Origin of the sequence: Pseudoalteromonas sp. 1CM17D, from assembly GCF_023161805.1 — a bacterium.
Classification (GTDB): domain Bacteria; phylum Pseudomonadota; class Gammaproteobacteria; order Enterobacterales; family Alteromonadaceae; genus Pseudoalteromonas; species Pseudoalteromonas atlantica.
Map to the genome: position 1 here is coordinate 547,034 of NZ_JALNTP010000002.1, position 17,838 is coordinate 564,871.

Annotated in this window: 14 protein-coding genes and 1 tRNA gene; 10 read left to right on the forward strand and 5 right to left on the reverse strand. The window is 41.5% G+C overall.

All coding sequences use genetic code 11. From position 1 onward, the window contains the following. The first annotated feature begins 80 nt into the window (after positions 1-80). The 7 genes from MSC25_RS06095 (at position 81) to purF (ending at position 10,818) form a co-directional block, all read left to right on the forward strand. Positions 81-4,589, forward strand: coding sequence for a FimV/HubP family polar landmark protein (locus tag MSC25_RS06095; RefSeq protein WP_248442894.1), 4,509 nt, complete (start codon positions 81-83; stop codon positions 4,587-4,589). Between the two features lie 269 nt (positions 4,590-4,858). Continuing rightward, entirely contained in the window at positions 4,859-5,653 is a 795-nt protein-coding gene (truA, locus tag MSC25_RS06100; RefSeq protein ID WP_054983053.1) for a tRNA pseudouridine(38-40) synthase TruA, read from the forward strand. 140 nt (positions 5,654-5,793) lie between these two features. Beyond that, on the forward strand, positions 5,794-6,669 hold the full coding sequence (accD, locus tag MSC25_RS06105; RefSeq protein WP_024032247.1) for an acetyl-CoA carboxylase, carboxyltransferase subunit beta: 876 nt from the start codon (positions 5,794-5,796) through the stop codon (positions 6,667-6,669). 25 nt (positions 6,670-6,694) lie between these two features. Next, positions 6,695-7,960 (forward strand): bifunctional tetrahydrofolate synthase/dihydrofolate synthase, encoded by a 1,266-nt coding sequence (gene folC, locus MSC25_RS06110; protein ID WP_248442895.1) that lies wholly within the window; start codon positions 6,695-6,697, stop codon positions 7,958-7,960. Between the two features lie 11 nt (positions 7,961-7,971). Continuing rightward, positions 7,972-8,607, forward strand: a complete 636-nt coding sequence (locus MSC25_RS06115) for an SPOR domain-containing protein (protein ID WP_024032245.1) — start codon at positions 7,972-7,974, stop codon at positions 8,605-8,607. Between the two features lie 171 nt (positions 8,608-8,778). Next, positions 8,779-9,273, forward strand: coding sequence for a CvpA family protein (locus MSC25_RS06120; protein WP_004586885.1), 495 nt, complete (start codon positions 8,779-8,781; stop codon positions 9,271-9,273). 18 nt (positions 9,274-9,291) lie between these two features. Next, positions 9,292-10,818 carry an amidophosphoribosyltransferase gene (gene purF, locus MSC25_RS06125; protein ID WP_004586886.1) on the forward strand — a complete coding sequence of 509 codons (1,527 nt, stop codon included), beginning with the start codon at positions 9,292-9,294 and terminating at the stop codon, positions 10,816-10,818. Between the two features lie 99 nt (positions 10,819-10,917). Here the strand turns inward: purF and MSC25_RS06130 are convergent, their stop codons facing one another. Then, a complete protein-coding gene (locus tag MSC25_RS06130) occupies positions 10,918-11,517 on the reverse strand; it encodes a Yip1 family protein (RefSeq protein ID WP_004586887.1) in 600 nt (199 codons plus the stop codon). Positions 11,518-11,732: 215 nt separating this feature from the next. On the opposite strand from MSC25_RS06130, the gene miaE reads away from it, so the two are divergent. Beyond that, complete coding sequence (gene miaE / locus MSC25_RS06135; protein WP_004586888.1) at positions 11,733-12,503, forward strand: tRNA isopentenyl-2-thiomethyl-A-37 hydroxylase MiaE; 771 nt, start codon at positions 11,733-11,735, stop codon at positions 12,501-12,503. Between the two features lie 32 nt (positions 12,504-12,535). On the opposite strand, the gene MSC25_RS06140 is transcribed toward miaE, so the two are convergent. The 3 genes from MSC25_RS06140 to MSC25_RS06150 form a co-directional block, all read right to left on the reverse strand. Further along, positions 12,536-13,336, reverse strand: coding sequence for a transporter substrate-binding domain-containing protein (locus tag MSC25_RS06140; protein ID WP_004586889.1), 801 nt, complete (start codon positions 13,334-13,336; stop codon positions 12,536-12,538). A gap of 52 nt (positions 13,337-13,388) precedes the next feature. Then, complete coding sequence (locus tag MSC25_RS06145; RefSeq protein WP_248442896.1) at positions 13,389-14,126, reverse strand: UDP-2,3-diacylglucosamine diphosphatase; 738 nt, start codon at positions 14,124-14,126, stop codon at positions 13,389-13,391. An 84-nt stretch (positions 14,127-14,210) separates the two neighbouring features. Then, positions 14,211-14,702 (reverse strand): peptidylprolyl isomerase, encoded by a 492-nt coding sequence (locus tag MSC25_RS06150; RefSeq protein WP_024032242.1) that lies wholly within the window; start codon positions 14,700-14,702, stop codon positions 14,211-14,213. A 413-nt stretch (positions 14,703-15,115) separates the two neighbouring features. Here MSC25_RS06150 and cysS point away from each other — a divergent pair, with 413 nt between their 5' ends. Beyond that, positions 15,116-16,495, forward strand: coding sequence for a cysteine--tRNA ligase (gene cysS / locus MSC25_RS06155; RefSeq protein WP_004586892.1), 1,380 nt, complete (start codon positions 15,116-15,118; stop codon positions 16,493-16,495). Positions 16,496-16,567: 72 nt separating this feature from the next. Here cysS and folD read toward each other — a convergent pair whose 3' ends face one another. Beyond that, positions 16,568-17,422, reverse strand: a complete 855-nt coding sequence (gene folD, locus MSC25_RS06160) for a bifunctional methylenetetrahydrofolate dehydrogenase/methenyltetrahydrofolate cyclohydrolase FolD (RefSeq protein ID WP_029772557.1) — start codon at positions 17,420-17,422, stop codon at positions 16,568-16,570. Between the two features lie 341 nt (positions 17,423-17,763). Here folD and MSC25_RS06165 point away from each other — a divergent pair. Beyond that, a tRNA-Pro gene (locus MSC25_RS06165) sits at positions 17,764-17,837 on the forward strand. Position 17,838: the final 1 nt, after the last annotated feature.

Sequence of the window (17,838 nt, forward strand, 5' to 3'; positions counted from 1 at the left end):
CTGGTTACGGCAAGAATAATTAATGTTGAGCAGCTAAATAAATAGCAAAGCATTTAACATTTACACATTAAAGGATCAGCATGCGCGGTTTAGCTTCACTTATTATATTAGCGTCTGCATTGGTAGTAACTCCAATTTACTCTCAAGACAGCACCCAATTAAAGGGGCCAAAAGGCGCTGACTATGGTGCGCAAGGGCGATCAATAGGGCCTATAAAGCCAACCGATACACTATGGCGTATTGCTGCCAAAGTACGCCCAGATAACTCAGTTAGTATTTACCAAGTTATGCAAGCCTTGTATAACAAAAACCCTAATTCTTTTTTAGAACAAAACCTAAACCACATGCAAAGTGGTGCATATTTAAAAATACCCACCTTAGCGGAAATTAGACGCGTAAATCCACAGCTTGCTAAACAACGCTCAGAGCAAGATGACGCGCTGTGGGAAAAGAAGAAAAATGGCACACTAACCACCAGTGAAATTAACGCCGCGCAAACTAAAGTAACACAAGCTCGTAAAGCCGATGTTGACGACGCTAAAAAAGAAATTCAAAAAGAATTAAATGAAATAAAAACGCAGCAAGGTAATAAGCTTGTAGAGCTGCAGCAGCAATTTAAAAGCTCGGTTAATAATGTAGAAGAAATATTAGCTGAGAATAATAATCTCAAAAAACAATTGTCGGGTATTTCAAAAGAGCTTGCCAATGTAAAAGAACAGCTAGGCCAAGACAGCGAAATTCAAAAACAGCTAAAAGAGCTAATAGAAAAACAAAACGAAATAATAGCTCAGCAAAAAGTGCAAGAAGTACCAAAAGAAGAACCTTTTGACCTAGGCGCTTTAATGTCTAACCCACTTGTGCTTATTTTATTAATGACCATTCCTGCGTTATTAATTATTTTTGCTGTGGTGATGTTTTTACGAAAGCGCGCCAACAAAGACGAAGAAGCTCAAGATGACGATGATTTTCTGCCACAAACGCCCAGCTTTACCGAAGACGAGCCGCAAAGTAATGATGCGTTAGACGATCCAATCATTCCTGACCCGCTTGATGATTTAGATATTCAATTAGATGACAATCATAGCAACGATATTTTGCCAGAGGAGGATATTGCATTTGATGATTCTCTCGATGATGCGTTAGACGATGAATTTTCTGATTCAGAAAACTTGCTCGATCAAGACGAATTAGAAAGCCTATTAAGTGATGATATTGTTTTTGATGACGAAGGCAGTGAAGGGGACGAGTTAGACGTTTTCATGCAGCAGGGCTTTGATGAACCTGTAGATGAAAAACAAGATGATGAAATTGACCTTGATTTAGATGATACAAAAGATTCAGACGATATTTTAAGCAGTGACGACCTAGACGATTTATTTGACGAGGACGATAGCCTGCCTGAAATTGACTTGCCTGGGGTTGAGCAGCCTACCGCGGATAGCAGCTTAGAAAGCAATGATGAGTTGGCCGCCTTAAGCGAAGAGCTAGCCCAAGAAGAGGATGATGACTTTGATATTGATGAATTATTAGATCAACAAGCTGATAAAGAATCACCAAAAGACGATGACTTTGATTTAGACGACATAGACAGCTTAATTGATGAAGCCGGCGATACACCTGATGAAACCCCTGCTGATGCGCTGGTTGAAGAAAGCGATGACTTTGATTTAGACGACATAGACAGCTTAATTGATGAAGCAGGCGATACACCTGATACCCCTGCTGATGCTGCGCTGGTTGAAGAAAACGATGACTTTGATTTAGACGACATAGATAGCCTAATTGATGAAGCGGGCGACACACCTGATGAAACCCCTGCTGATGCTGCGCTGGTTGAAGAAAACGATGAGTTTGATTTAGACGACATAGACAGCTTAATTGATGAAGCCGGCGATACACCTGATGAAACCCCTGCTGATGCGCTGGTTGAAGAAAACGATGACTTTGATTTAGACGACATAGACAGCTTAATTGATGAAGCGGGCGGTACACCTGATGAAACCCCTGCTGATGCGCTAGTTGAAGAAAGCGATGACTTTGATTTAGACGACATAGACAGCTCAATTGATGAAGCGGGCGATACAACCGAAGAAACCCCTGCTGATGCGCTAGTTGAAGAAAGCGATGACTTTGATTTAGACGACATAGACAGCCTAATTGATGAAGCGGGCGATACAACCGAAGAAACCCCTGCTGATGCGCTAGTTGAAGAAAGCGATGACTTTGATTTAGACGACATAGACAGCTTAATTGATGAAGCTGAAGATTCATCTGCCGCTCAAGTAGCAACAGATAATAATACTGAGCGAGATATTGATAGCGCATTAGCTGATTCAGTCGAAGATCTAGCTGATGCACAGGAAGATTTTGACGAAGAAGATATTGAAACTTTAGCGTCTTCACTTATTGATGAGCCAGAGCTTCTCGAGGAACCAGAGCTTCTCGAGGAACCAGAGCTTGTAGAAGAGCCTGAGCTTTTAGAAGAGCCTGACCTCGAAGAAGAGCCTGACCTCGAAGAAGAGCCAGATCTCGAAGAGGAGCCTGAACTTGTAGAAGAGCCTGAGCTCGAAGAAGAGCCAGAGCTTGAAGAGGAGCCTGAGTTTGAAGAAGAACCCGAGCTTGTAGAAGAGCCTGAGCTTCGCGAGGAGCCTGAGCTTGTAGAAGAGCCTGAACTTCTCGAGGAGCCAGAACTTGAAGAAGAGCCAGAACTTGAAGAGGAGCCAGAACTTGTAGAAGAGCCAGAACTTCTCGAGGAACCAGAGCTTGCAGATGAGCCTGAACTTCTCGAGGAACCAGAGCTTGTAGATGAGCTTGAACTTGTAGAAGAGCCAGAGCTTGAAGATGAGCCTGAGCTTGCAGACGAGCCAGAACTTCTCGAGGAACCAGAGCTTGATGCTGACTTGCTTGAAAACACTGACTTTACAGATAGTTCAGAAACGTTACTCGACCCAGAGGATGCACAGGAAGAGTACACCGACGATACCCTAAAAAGTGTTGATGAATTACTCAACGAGCTACAGCAGGCTACAGACGAAGACTATGTTGAAAACCCTGATTGGGCGTTAGATGATCTTGATGATGACATTGAAGAGGTAGAGGTTGATTTAGGTGACGATCCGCTTGATTCACAAGAAACACCAGCGAGTCCGCTTTTAGATACTCAACCTGAAAATGATGCTGTAAATGATACGCTTAGTGATGATATAGACTTTTCAGATGATAAGCCCGAGACGTTAGATGTAACAGAGCAACAGCAATATCTTCCTGATGAGTTATTGGGAGATAAGCTTGATGGTGATGCAACAGGCATGCAGCCAAGCCAAGCTGAACAAGACTTAGCAAACGCACTTTCAGGCAATGAATTAGATAGCTTAGAAGACGACTTTGATGATGAGTTACTCATTGATAACGATTTTTCAGAGCCAGAGCTTGAGCCGAAGCATACCGATGATATAGGTGCAGATGATAACCACGCTCAAGTACCGTCATCTCTAGATGAATTAACTGATGATGAAAGCGAGCTAGATTTATCTGAAAATACGGATGAAGACGAAGGGGTTTTCGATGATGATTTATTGCAAAGCGTTGATGAGCTAGACGACGAGCTCAATGCATTATTAGATGAGCAAGTAACTCCAAGTGAAGAACTTGACGAGTACCCTGAGTTAGAGCTTGATAACGATGACGAAATTGATTTAGATGATCAGCAATCATATAGTCCGCAAGAGTTACAAGGTGATGAACTTGATGGACAAGCAAGCGGTATGGCGCCAAGCCAAGCTGAGCAAGACTTAGCAAATGCACTTGCTGGTAACACTGGTATTGATGCGTTAGAAGCCGACCTAGATGACGAGCCGCTGATTGATGATGAGCTTGATGCGCCTTTACCGCAAGAGGAACCTCTAGGTGAGGCGAAAACAACGGATAGTGCGCAGGAACAGCCTGATTTTGACGATGCAATTTTAGAACAAGCACTTTCAGAAGACGTTGAAGATGAAATAACAAATTCGCAATTAGAAGCCGAGCTAACACAGGCTGCTGATGATCAAACTAATGAAGGCGTTATACCCGACGAGCAGCTAGACGATGAGTTTATGGCTGACTTAACGCAAACCGATTTTGATGCGTTGCTTAGTGAGTTAGGTGAACCGGATGAGTTAAATTTAGAAGATAGCAGCGAATTTGATGTCGACTTTGATAGCCTATTAAACGAAGACTTAGACACTGAAGTTGAAGCGAAAGCGGTGCAAGAAGAGCCTTCGCAAAATGATCAGCAGGCTACAACCGATGATTTTGTTGATATTGACGCGCTACTTGAGCAAAGCGATGACTCAGTACTTGAGCACGAACCCTATGACGAGGTTAATATGGACGTAGGGTTAAGTGACTTTGATTCGTTACTTGCAGGCGATAACCCAACAGATGTTGACTTAGAAAGCGGTGGTTATTCTGCCAAGCTTGATTTGGCAAGAGCATACATTGAAATTGACGACTTTGACTCAGCCCTTAAAGTGATTGAAGATGTTATTGAAAGTGGCCCTGAAGATGTACAAGAAGAAGCGCAAAGTTTAAAAGCTAAACTTAACTAGAGCATTCATGATTATAAAAACCGCATTAGCTTTGTTAATGCGGTTTTTTTATAGGTACGAATAACTCTAACCTATAAAAGCACTTAATTAGTTTTAGATGTTTATTAAACCCAAAACGTTAAAAGCTCACTAACTTATCGCTGTGTTTTATTGGGTAAAATAAATTACTTAATTTTGCGAATGACTATAAATAGACGAGGTTACTTTTATTGCACCGCGAGATAGCATAAAATGCCCCGTTCATTAGCACAGTAGGTAAAGCAGTAATTATGCGAGTAGCACTTGGAGTTGAATACAACGGCGCACGTTACAGTGGGTGGCAACGTCAGTCTCATGTAAATAGCGTACAACAAGAAGTAGAAAAAGCGTTGTCGAGCATTTGTAATCATCCGGTTGAAATAGTGTGTGCGGGCCGCACAGATGCAGGTGTACATGGGACTGGTCAAGTTGTACACTTTGAAACCCATGCTCCCCGTGAGATGGTTGCATTTACTATGGGTATGAACACGCTACTCCCTAAAGATATAGCGATTCGTTTTGCTCAACCTGTTAGTGAAGACTTTCATGCACGCTTTAGCGCAACAGCGCGTCGTTATCGTTATGTTATTTATAATTACGCTTATAGAGGCGCAGTTATGAATGAAGGCGTTACGCACTTTCATCACCCACTTGATGAAACAAAAATGCAAGAGGCGTGTCAGTACTTAATTGGCGAGCACGACTTTACCTCTTTTAGAGCGCTGCATTGCCAAGCTAATACAGCAAACAGAACTATTCATCATTTATCGGTACAACGCCAGGGCGATTACGTTATTATTGATATTAAAGCGAACGCTTTTTTACACCATATGGTGCGTAATATTACCGGCTGTTTGATGGATATAGGCCTACACAAGCACCAACCTGTATGGTTAAAAGAGCTATTAGATTTAAAAGAACGTGCTAAAGCCAGTGCCACAGCAAAAGCCGCGGGTCTTTATTTAGTAGATGTAGATTACCCAGAGCACTTTAATATTCCTAAAACCCCACTAGGGCCATTATTTTTACCTGACTCGGAATGTTAGTGTTGAATTTATAAGCGTTTATCTAACTACTAAGACCAGTTTTTTATACCGTGTTTGTGTAATTCATGTTTTAATTGAAAAAATCTGTCTGCTACTTATTAGCAGACTCGCGACACAGAACAGCATTAAGAGAGTTGCAAATGAGTTGGTTAGAAAAAATCTTACCTAAAACGACTAAGTCGTCAGGTCGTAAAGAAATTCCAGAAGGCGTTTGGGCTAAATGTACAGCTTGCGATTCAATTTTATATAAAGCTGAACTAGAAAAATCATTAAACGTATGTCCTAAATGCGACCATCACATGCGTGTGAGCGGCCGTAAACGTTTAGAGCACTTTTTAGATGAAGGTGACCGCACGGAGCTTGGCACTGAGCACGAGCCTAAAGATGTATTAAAGTTTAAAGACTCTAAAAAATACTCAGACCGTATTAGCGCAGCCCAAAAATCAAGTGGCGAAAAAGACGCGTTAGTAGCAATGAAGGGCCGCTTAAAAGGTATTCCTGTTGCTGCGGTTGCTTTTGAATTCTCATTTATGGGTGGTTCAATGGCTTCGGTTGTAGGCGCACGTTTTGTTGATGCCGTAGACCAATGTTTAGAGCACAATATGCCATTAGTGTGTTTTTCTGCCTCAGGTGGTGCACGTATGCAAGAAGCACTTATGTCGCTTATGCAAATGGCTAAAACCAGCGCTGCGCTTGCTAAAATGAGCGAAAAAGGCCTGCCGTTTATATCAGTAATGACCGACCCAACCATGGGTGGTGTATCTGCATCATTAGCGATGTTAGGTGATATTAACGTAGCTGAACCAAAAGCTTTAATTGGCTTTGCGGGTCCGCGCGTAATTGAGCAAACAGTACGTGAAACCTTGCCAGAAGGTTTTCAACGCAGTGAGTTCTTATTAGAGCACGGTGCAATTGATATGATTATTGACCGTCGTGAAATGCGCGACACATTAGCACGCGTACTTGCTAAATTTATGAACTTGCCTTCTACCGAACAAGAGCATAGAGTAGCGTAAATTTCAGCTTTACTGATTACACGCTATGACAAATACAATTCCTAGCCAATCATCAAGCCTTGATGATTGGCTTTGTTATTTAGAGAGTGTTCACCCTGCAAATATTGAAATGGGACTCGAACGCGTTGCTACTGTTGCAAATAACATTGGCTTATTAAACACTTCCAGCAAAATTATTCTTATTGGCGGCACAAACGGCAAAGGCACAACTGCACGCTGTTTAGAATCGCTATTACTTGCGCAAGGTTACAGCGTAGGTACGTATGCCTCTCCTCATTTAATTAGATACAACGAGCGTGTGCGCATAAATGGCCAAGAGCTTGATGATCAATACCATGTGGATGCCTTTAACACGCTAGAGCAAGGTCGCGCTAGCACGGCGCTTACGTATTTCGAATATGGCACCCTAGGTGCGCTGGCTATTTTTAAACGCTTTGAAGTTGATTATGTGCTGCTTGAGGTTGGTTTGGGCGGACGCTTTGATGCCACCAATATTGTTACACCTTATGCAAGCGTGATCACCACCATAGATTTAGATCATAAAGAATACCTAGGCGATACACGAGAGTTAGTTGCTTATGACAAAGCAGGTATATTTCGTCAAAACACGCCGGCTATTATTGGTGATTTAAACATACCACATACAATGACCGATTACGGTGCTGAGATTAAAGCAGGCATGGTTATATCCGGTACTGATTTTACATTCAAAGAGCACGAAGCGCATTTTACATGGCAATATAAAAATCATAATTTGATGTTAGATAAGCCAGCGATCCCTGCACAAAATGCAGCAACGGCCTTAACAACCTTAGCTGTGCTAAATTTATTGCCAAGTGATGAGGTAATTAAGCATTGTTTAGATAACTTAGTTGTTGAGGGGCGCTTTGAGCAATTAAGCACTGCACCTTTAGTGTTTACCGATGTAGCTCACAATCCCGAATCTGCTCGTTATTTAGCACTAAAGCTTGCAAGCTATAAAGATAAAGGCTTTAAAATTCATGCATTAGTCGCTATGCTTGCTGATAAAGATAAAGCGGGTGTACTTAAAGAGGTAAGCCATGTAATTGATCACTGGTCTCTTACTAGCTTGCACATACCTCGTGGCGATAACGTTGAAAATATGGCCGCGGCGTTGCAAACTATACCTCATACAGGCACGCATGAACGCTATAATAGTGTGCACGAAGCACTTAATGTAATTATGCCTACACAGCAAAGTGATACGCTTTTAATTGTGTTTGGGTCATTTTTTACTGTTGCAGATGCTATAAACTACTTTAAAAAATAGAGAGAAAGTCGGTGAACTCAGGTTTTATAAATCGTTTAGTCGGAACCAGTATTGTGGTGATCGCAGCAATTGTGTTTATTCCTAATATACTCGATGGCGAAAAGGTCCACTACAAAGAGGGCTTTAAAGCTATCCCTGAACGCTCTGAGTTTAAAACTATTGACCTTCAAGAGTCTATAGATGAAAAAGTAGCGCAGGCTGAACCTTTAAAACAAGAGCAAATTGAAGACATAGCTGCCGATGACGATGTGCTAACAAGCAAACAAAGCCAATACGCAGCAGAGCCTGAAATAGTCGAAGCAAGCATAGAGCCTCAAACTGCGCCAGAGCCTGTAGCGAAAGCGCCAGAGCCGGTAAAAGCAAAACCTATTGCACCACGTAAAAGTGAAGAAAACCTCACTGATATGGCCTATGTAATTCAGCTAGGTAGTTTTTCCCATGCCGCCAATGTTAAGGCCTTACAAGCTAAGCTTAAAGCGAAAGGCTTTAAAACGTTTACAAAACCAATTAAAACGCCAAATGGCACATTGACTAAAGTGTTTGTTGGTCCCTCGCTTAATAAGGCGGAGCTGACCAAAAAGTTACCCGAGCTTAAAGCGCTTACTAAGTTAAACGGTAAAGTCACTCAATACAGCGTCTCTAATTGATTTTAAAAGGCCTTACTATAGTAAGGCTTTTTTTGTTTTTAAGGGCTAAAAATAGCCGTTAAAGTGATAAGTTTTTGTACGTGCTAGTTGCTGGTTATCTCCCGCTTTAACTTGCATATTAACGAGGTTTGGGTATAGAATGCGCCCCAAAATAGCGACTAATTGGTTAATATGATCTGGGTTGATTACGCCATTCTTGGCATCATTGCACTGTCTACCATCATCGGTTTAATACGCGGCTTTGTTAAAGAAGCTATGTCATTAGCAGTATGGGCTTGCGCATTTATCATCTCTAGTTTGTTTTACCAATATTTAGCTTCCTTCCTAACAAGTATTTCTGAACCCCTTTTAAGAAATGCGGCGGCCATTGCCATACTCTTCTTTGCGACGCTACTGTTAGGCGGTTTACTAAACTACATTTTAGGTGAGCTTGTACAACGTACTGGTTTATCTGGCACCGATCGTGTCTTTGGCATTGTTTTTGGTGCGTTACGAGGCGTGTTGGTCGTGAGCGCGTTACTCTTCTTTCTTGATGCTTTTACTGGTGCACCAAACACGCACTGGTGGGGCAATTCTATTTTGATTCCAGAATTTGGCTTTGTTGTTGAATGGTTCTTTTCGTACCTAGAAAACAACTCGAGCTTTTTAAATTCAGTAAACCGTTAATCGGCGAGGATAAATTACATGTGTGGTATCGTTGGGATAGTCGGAACATCTCCTGTTAATCAGGCGATTTATGATGGCTTAACTGTTTTGCAGCACCGAGGTCAAGATGCCGCGGGCATCATTACCATTGAAAACAATACGTTTAGCTTGCGCAAAGCAAATGGCCTAGTAAAGGATGTGTTTCACACCCGCCATATGAAACGACTACAAGGCACAATTGGTATTGGCCACGTACGTTACCCTACTGCTGGCTCGTCAAGTTCATCTGAAGCGCAGCCGTTTTACGTTAATTCACCATTTGGTATTGCGCTTGCGCACAATGGTAATTTAACCAATGCTGAAACTCTAAAGCAGCAACTGTTCTCAGAAGCGCGTCGTCACGTTAATACAACGTCTGACTCAGAAATACTACTTAATATCATGGCACATGAGCTAAGTAAGTCTGACAAATTACATTTAGACGCTGAAGACATCTTCACTGCAGTAACCGAAGTAAACAACAAAGTAACCGGTGGCTACGCCGCTATTGCGATGATTATTGGCCACGGTGTTTTAGCATTTCGTGACCCAAATGGTATCCGTCCTTTGGTATTTGGTAAGCGTGAAACCCCTAAAGGCACTGAGTACATGTTTGCCTCAGAAAGCGTAGCATTAAAGCCAGACGGCTTTGAATTTGTGCGTGACGTTGCGCCAGGTGAAGCGATTTACGTAACTGAAGATGGCCAATTTCATTCACAAAGTTGTGCTGAAAAAGCCTCTTATGCGCCGTGTATTTTTGAGTTTGTTTATTTTGCTCGCCCAGATTCAACCATCGATCGTATGTCGGTTTACGCAACGCGTGTAAATATGGGTACTAAACTGGGTGAAAAAATTGCGCGTGAGTGGAGCGATAAAGACATTGATGTTGTTATCCCAATTCCTGAAACCTCATGCGATGTGGCGTTAGAAATTGCCCGCATGCTTGATTTACCTTACCGCCAAGGCTTTGTTAAAAACCGTTATATTGGTCGTACATTTATCATGCCTGGCCAAGAAATGCGTAAAAAGTCAGTGCGTCAAAAGCTAAATGCGATTGACCGTGAGTTTAAAGGTAAAAACGTTTTACTGGTTGATGATTCAATTGTACGCGGTACAACCTCGGCACAAATTGTAGAAATGGCCCGTGAAGCCGGAGCAAAAAATGTGTATTTTGCCTCAGCAGCACCAGAAATTCGTTTTCCTAATGTGTATGGTATTGATATGCCATCTGCCGCAGAGCTTATTGCGCATGGCCGCGAAGTTGAAGATATTAACCAAAGCATCAGTGCTGATGGCTTAATTTTTCAATCGCTAAACGATTTAATTGCCGCTGTAAGCCAAGAAAACCCAGAAATTACTAAATTTGAAACCTCTGTATTTGATGGGCAATACATTACTGGCGATATCGATCAAGATTACTTAAACCATATTGATCAATTGCGTAACGACTCGGCTAAAAGTAACCGCGAAAACGCCATGTCATCAGGCCTTGAAATACACAATCAAGATGCCAACGAAGCTGATTAATGTGTGATTAAACATAATCAGACATAAAAAAAGGAGCTAATTAGCTCCTTTTTTGCGAAGGAAAGAAAGGGAACACTTCATATCAAACAACGTGGTTGATTAGGTAAACATTGGACTCACAATGCCGTTAGTCCAAAGTATTGCGGTTACAGCTAAAATTATTACCAATAAAATTAGCCCGCAGGTGACAACAGAGCTGGCATAAATAAAGCCGCGCTCTTGTGGAATATGCATTAGTATTGGCACGCCTGTATAAAGCAAGTACACCGAGTAGGCTAGGGCAATCATACCTACGCAAACAACAAACCACAGCTCAGGTAAAAAAGCGGCTAAGGCCGACATAAACACGGGTGTAGCAGTATAAGCGGCAAGTTCAAGCGTTTGTGTAAAGGTAGGTTTCGCACCAAATGTAACGGCCATCCAATGGGCTAAATAGGCCAGTGCAAACACACCGGCTATTAACGCACCATACATAGCCACGGCAATTAGCAGTGCGCTTTCATGTGTTAAAAATACTGGGTTGCCCGCACCAATACTCCAGCCTAAATACACCGATGAGTAATACCCCATAATCGATGGAAATAATGCAATAAGTAAAATATGCGACAGGCTATAAGTCAGGCTTTCGTGGCGGTTATCTATTGTTTGCCATTCTTCGAGTGGATGAGCATAAATGCCCCACAGGTGGTTCAGTATCATAGCGGTACTCCATAAAAGGAACGTATTACTGTTGGTTATAATTTAGTTTTAGTTAGTTTGTTTTTTATACAGTATCTATATTTATGGTTTAGTTCATATACAAAGTCAAGTTAACTGCTTATTAACATTTTAAAGAGGTTGTTTTAGCTCGTTTTATTCTTCGTGATTTTTCGTGTTAAAATGGCTTTTTATTATTTGAAGTAACGAGCAGCCCTGTGCCACATAGCGAACTTTTAGCCCCTATTAATAATTTTTTATTGTGCGAAACCCCAAATGAATGGGTTATTGAGGCAGTAAAAAAAGAAAATTTATCGATTATTTTAATCGATCACTTAATTTGTGAGTTAAAAGCAGCGCAAAGTGCAATGTTTTTAATTCGTAAGTACGCGGTAGATAAAGACAGCAGCGATGCATTACTTGAATGGCTAAAGCCCTTTGAAACACTTATTTATAAACGTGAGGGTAATTGGCGTGATTTAGCGGCTAAAAATAAACTTACAAAATCTATTATCCCAAAGTCTAACTCACCTTACGGGCAAGATTTAATAGATAAAATGGTGATGCTAATAAAAGAAGAATTACATCACTTTTATCAAGTGCTCGAAATAATGGACGAGTATGGAGTAGAGTACCGCAGTATTACACCGTGTCGTTACGCTAAAGGGATGCTACGTAACGTTAAAACGTTTGAGCCTAATGCATTAGTCGATAAACTAATTGTAGGTGCTTATATTGAGGCTCGCTCATGTGAGCGTTTTGCTGCACTTGCTCCACATGTTGATAAACGCTTAGGCGATTTTTATATTTCATTGCTTCGCTCTGAGGCGCGCCATTATCAAGATTACTTAACACTGGCACAAGAAATTGCTGATTTTGATATTACTGAGCGAGTCGACTTTTTTGGTAAAATTGAGGCTGATTTGATCACTAGCCCTGATGAAGACTTTAAATTTCACAGTGGCGCTCCTGCACTAGTTACTAATTAAAGCAGTGTTATTTAGCTCTTCAAGCACACCGGTTAGTTAGGTGTGCTACTTCTTTCTATAAAGTCTATGAGCTCAAGCGCCGTGCTTTGAGAAAAGCCATGTTTTACTAATAGCTCTTTTGCGGTGCCATTGTATAAAATAGTAGAAAAGCCTTGTTCAAGCGCGTCTCTTTTTTGTTTTGCATCAGGGTCAGACTTTGGAAACATAACATGCAGTTGATGATGCTCTAAATCGGGCGAAATATATTCAACTTGTGGCGCGCCGGGTTCATTAAGCTTTTCGGTGTTTTTTAACCAGTATTCACCCACTTCTTTAGTGCCTGCTACTAAGTCTATTCGTCCTTTTTGAAGCATATATAAACTGTTAATTAACCCGCGAGTTGAGGTTACGGCCAGGCCATTACTTTCAGAAAAAACTTCACTTACTGCGTAGCCAACGCCTTTACAAATACTGTATGGCTGTAAAGAGTCCATACTGCCGTCATAGTTTATTTGTCTGTCTTTGAGCTTAAATAGTCCAACGTATACGTTAGCAAGTGGCCGCGAATAATAAAAAAGATCAGTACGCGACTTTGTATAAAAAGCGCCTAAAATTGCATCTTTTTTATTTATTTTGGTAAGCTCCAGCGCTCTGTTCCAGCTGGTAAACTCGATGTCGTTATTAATGTTTTGATTAGCTAAGGCCGCTTTAGTTAAGGCAGTAACCCAGCCGTTATCAATTAAGCGCTCACCAATATAGGGTGGGGAGTTTTCGGCGACGAGCTGCCAATTTTCTGAGGCATACCCTTTGGAAAAAATGCAACAAAGCACCAAACAATAAATAGCTTTATACATATATCCTTATCCTATTACCAAAAAGTACTTAAATAATAGTCAGGATTTGAGATTATGCGAAGGGCGTATTAATGAGTTTTTGACCTTGTGGAGTAACCACTAAATATGAGCCTTGAGTATACCAATCACCAAGCACAGTGCGTGTTAGTATTTGCTTACCTACAGTGTAAGTGTGTACGTTAGGGCGGTGGGTGTGGCCGTGTATCATGTTGCTTACATTATACTTGGCAAACATCGCTAGTACGGCGTCATCTACTACGTCTAAAATTTCTATGGGTTTGTCGGCTTGGCTTAATTTGCTTTTTTCTCTGGCATTGCGAGCAATTTTTTTTCTGTACCATAGTGGCATTGCTAACATTAATTTAGGCCACCACCAACCGCGACTTTTTTTACGAAACTTTTGATACTCAATATCTTGGGTACACATTTCATCACCGTGCAAAATAACAGTGGGAGTGCCATATAAATCTATAACCGTTTGCTCGTTTAGCAATACCATACCTGCGCGTTTAGCGTATTGCTCACGCATAATAAAATCGCGATTACCGTGTATAAAGTACACTGGTGTACCGCCATCTTTAACGGCTTTTAAATGCTTTGCTACCTCACTAGCCAATTCTGTTACGTAGTCATCCCCAACCCATACTTCAAAAAAATCACCTAAAATATACAATGCATCTACGGGCTTACCAATAATGTGCGTATTTATAAAGCGATAAAAGGCCTCGCTAATATCTGGGCGGTTTTCACTTAGGTGTAAGTCTGCAATAAAGTAGGTTTGAGAAGTCATAGAGGCATCTAGTTAGGTTTAATAAAAGCGGACGAATACATAATGTACCATGCCCGCTTAATTACTCAGTATATGAGTAAACGTTTAGCTTACAGTAACGTTTTCGATGATTACATTTTCAAGCGGTACGTCTTGGTGAAAACCAGCGCTGCCTGTTGCTACACCTTTAATTTTATTTACTACGTCCATGCCTTCGACTACTTCAGCAAATACACAGTAACCCCAGCCTTGCGAAGTTTCGCTGCTGTGGTTTAAAAAGTCGTTGTCGTTAACGTTAATAAAAAATTGGGCTGTTGCTGAATGTGGATCAGGCGTACGCGCCATTGCTAATGTACCTACTTTATTAGATAGGCCATTATTTGCTTCGTTTTGAATTGGGTCGTTAACGTCTTTTTGTTCCATACCAGGTACAAACCCACCGCCTTGCACCATAAAGCCGTCAATTACGCGGTGAAAAATAGTGCCGTTGTAAAAACCTGAGTTTGCGTACTCTAAAAAGTTTTTAACTGTGTTTGGAGCTTCTTGCTCAAACATTTTAATGGTGATGTCACCAAAATTAGTGTGTAGAACAACCATGTGGTTTCCTATATCTGGTTTAATTAGTCGCGCTATTTTATCTTAGTTAACTAAGATAAACAAAGTGCTTGTTCAATATATCCAAAGCTGCCCAAGGTATATACTTGTGCGTTTTACAGGGGGTTAATATCGAGGCGGTATTTGGCCGTTGTGGTATTTTCTCTCAATATATAACCATGCACAGAGCAAGAGCCTGTTAAGCAATAAGCAGGGTGGTTTGAAACTGATTTTTACAGTGTTATTAATTTTAACAACAGAACCTCTATTACATACAATCAAGGCCTTGCCTAAATTGGTTTTAATTCCAACTTAAACACGCGCATTGAGGTGGTTTGGGTATAAAAAGCGCTAGAGCGGGGGCTTTTCAAGTGTTAACATAGCCAACTCAGCAAACAGTCAAGGACTAAAAGTAAATGGTACAAATATACAACACACTCACGCGACAAAAAGAGCAGTTTAAACCTATGGTCGAAGGCAAAATCGACATGTATGTGTGTGGTATCACCATTTATGATTTTTGTCATATCGGTCATGCGCGTACATTTGTCGGGTTTGATGTTATTGTCCGCTACCTTCGCCACCTTGGTTACGACTTAAAATACGTACGTAATATTACCGACGTAGATGATAAAATAATTAAACGCGCAAACGAAAATGGCGAGTCAATTAATGACCTAACTCTGCGTATGACCCAAGCCATGCACGAAGACTTTGATAGCCTAAACATGCTGCGCCCAGATATTGAACCTACGGTTACAAATCATATGGATGAAATTATCGAAATGGTTGAGCGCTTAATTGCAAAAGGCCATGCGTACGTAGCAAACGACGGCGACGTGCTTTTTGATGTTTCTACGTTTGAGCAGTACGGCGCACTATCGCAGCAAGATTTAAGTATGCTCCAAGCAGGCTCTCGCGTAGAGGTTGCACAGGATAAAGACGATCCGCTTGATTTTGTATTGTGGAAAAAAGCAAAAGCAGGCGAACCTTCATGGTCATCACCGTGGGGAGCAGGGCGTCCGGGTTGGCATATAGAATGTTCAGCAATGAGCTCAAAGCATTTAGGCGAGCATTTTGATATTCACGGTGGCGGCTCTGATTTACAGTTTCCGCATCACGAAAACGAAATTGCGCAATCATGCTGTGCAAACAATGGTAAGTATGTAAATACATGGATCCACACAGGCATGGTACAAGTAAATAAAGAAAAAATGTCTAAATCATTAGACAACTTTTTTACTGTGCGTGAGGTACTAAAAACATATGACGCTGAATCAGTTCGTTACTTTTTAATATCAGGGCATTACCGTAGCCAGTTAAATTACTCACAAGAGAATTTAGATCAAGCACGTTCATCGCTTGAACGTATTTACACAGCACTTCGCGGTGTTGAGCCAATAACGTGCGATATTGAAAACAATGAGTACGTGGCTAAATTTAGAAAAGCCATGAATGATGACTTTAATACACCAGAGGCGTTACCGGTTTTATTTGAACTGGCTAAAGAGCTAAACCGTGTTAAAGACACCGATACACAGCAAGCGGGTCAATTAGCATTTGTGCTACGCAGCATAGGCGAAGTGCTTGGTGTTGCCCAGCAAGCACCTGAATCGTTTTTGCAAGGCGGCCAAGATGATGATGAAGTGGCCACTATCGAAGCGCTGATTGTAAAACGTAATGAAGCGCGCGCAAACAAAGATTGGGCCGCTGCAGATGAAGCACGTGATGCACTTAATGCACTCGGTGTCGTGCTTGAAGACTCAGCAGGTAAAACAACATGGCGGAAAGCGTAAATGCGTTAAAGTAGCTTTTAAACTAAAAAGGGTTGCCAGTTGGCAACCCTTTTTTAATGCTAAGGCATTAAATTAACTGTGGTATTTTTCACATGCTTCGAGGGTATTTTCAATTAAACTTGCTACAGTCATTGGGCCAACGCCACCCGGTACAGGAGTAATAAAATCAGCTTTTTGCTCTGCAACACTGTACTGAACATCGCCCACTAACTTGCCTGTATCTAAACGGTTAATACCTACATCAATCACAATCGCACCTTCTTTTACCCACTCACCAGGTATAAATTCAGGTTTACCTACGGCCACGACTAATAAGTCTGCGCGGCGCACATGGGTTTCTAAGTCTTGTGTAAATTTGTGACATACCGTTGTAGTACAACCGGCAAGTAATAACTCAAGCGACATAGGGCGGCCAACAATATTAGAGGCACCAACAACTACCGCATGCATCCCTTTGTAACGCACGCCCGTTGAATCTAATAAGGTAATAATCCCTTTGGGTGTACATGGGCGCAGCGCCGGCATACGTTGCGCTAAGCGGCCAATATTGTAAGGGTGAAAACCGTCTACATCTTTATGTGGTGTAATACGTTCTAAAATCTTTTCTGCATCTAGGCCTTCAGGTAGCGGTAGTTGCACCAAAATACCATCTACTTCGCCATCGTTATTTAGCTCATCAATTAATGCTAGTAGTTCTTCTTCGCTGGTTTGCGCTGGTAAATCAAATGACTTTGAAATAAATCCTACTTCTTCACACGCTTTACGCTTAGAGCCAACGTAAACTTGGCTTGCAGGGTCAAGCCCTACCAGTACTACTGCTAAACCGGGTGCACGTAAACCGTTTGCAACGCGTTCGCTTACGCGCTCAGCCACTGCACTACGTACTTGTTTTGCGATTGCCTTACCATCAATGATGTTTGCCGTCATGGGGGACCTTTAATTGGGGTTAAATAAACTTCGATACTTATATTTTAAAAGCATCTGCATATAAAGAGGGGTGTATGCAAAAAATTAATTTTATTAATGCTTTTTTAATATGCAGGCTATTTTCGCAGAAAAGGCCCGAAGCGCCAAGTTGCTTTTAGGTTATAAACCGGTGTTTTCAAAAAAAGCGTCTAAATTTCAGCTTAGTTTTGCAATATTTAACCATTATGAACTAAAAATGACCGATTGATTTATTTTATGCAAAAAACGTTTGACCTCTCCCAGGCAAATCACTATTATGCACCCCGTTGTCAACGAGGTCACTCGCAGGCAATCGTAAGCATCGGCGATTAGCGCAGTTTGGTAGCGCACTTGGTTTGGGTCCAAGGGGTCGCAGGTTCAAATCCTGCATCGCCGAC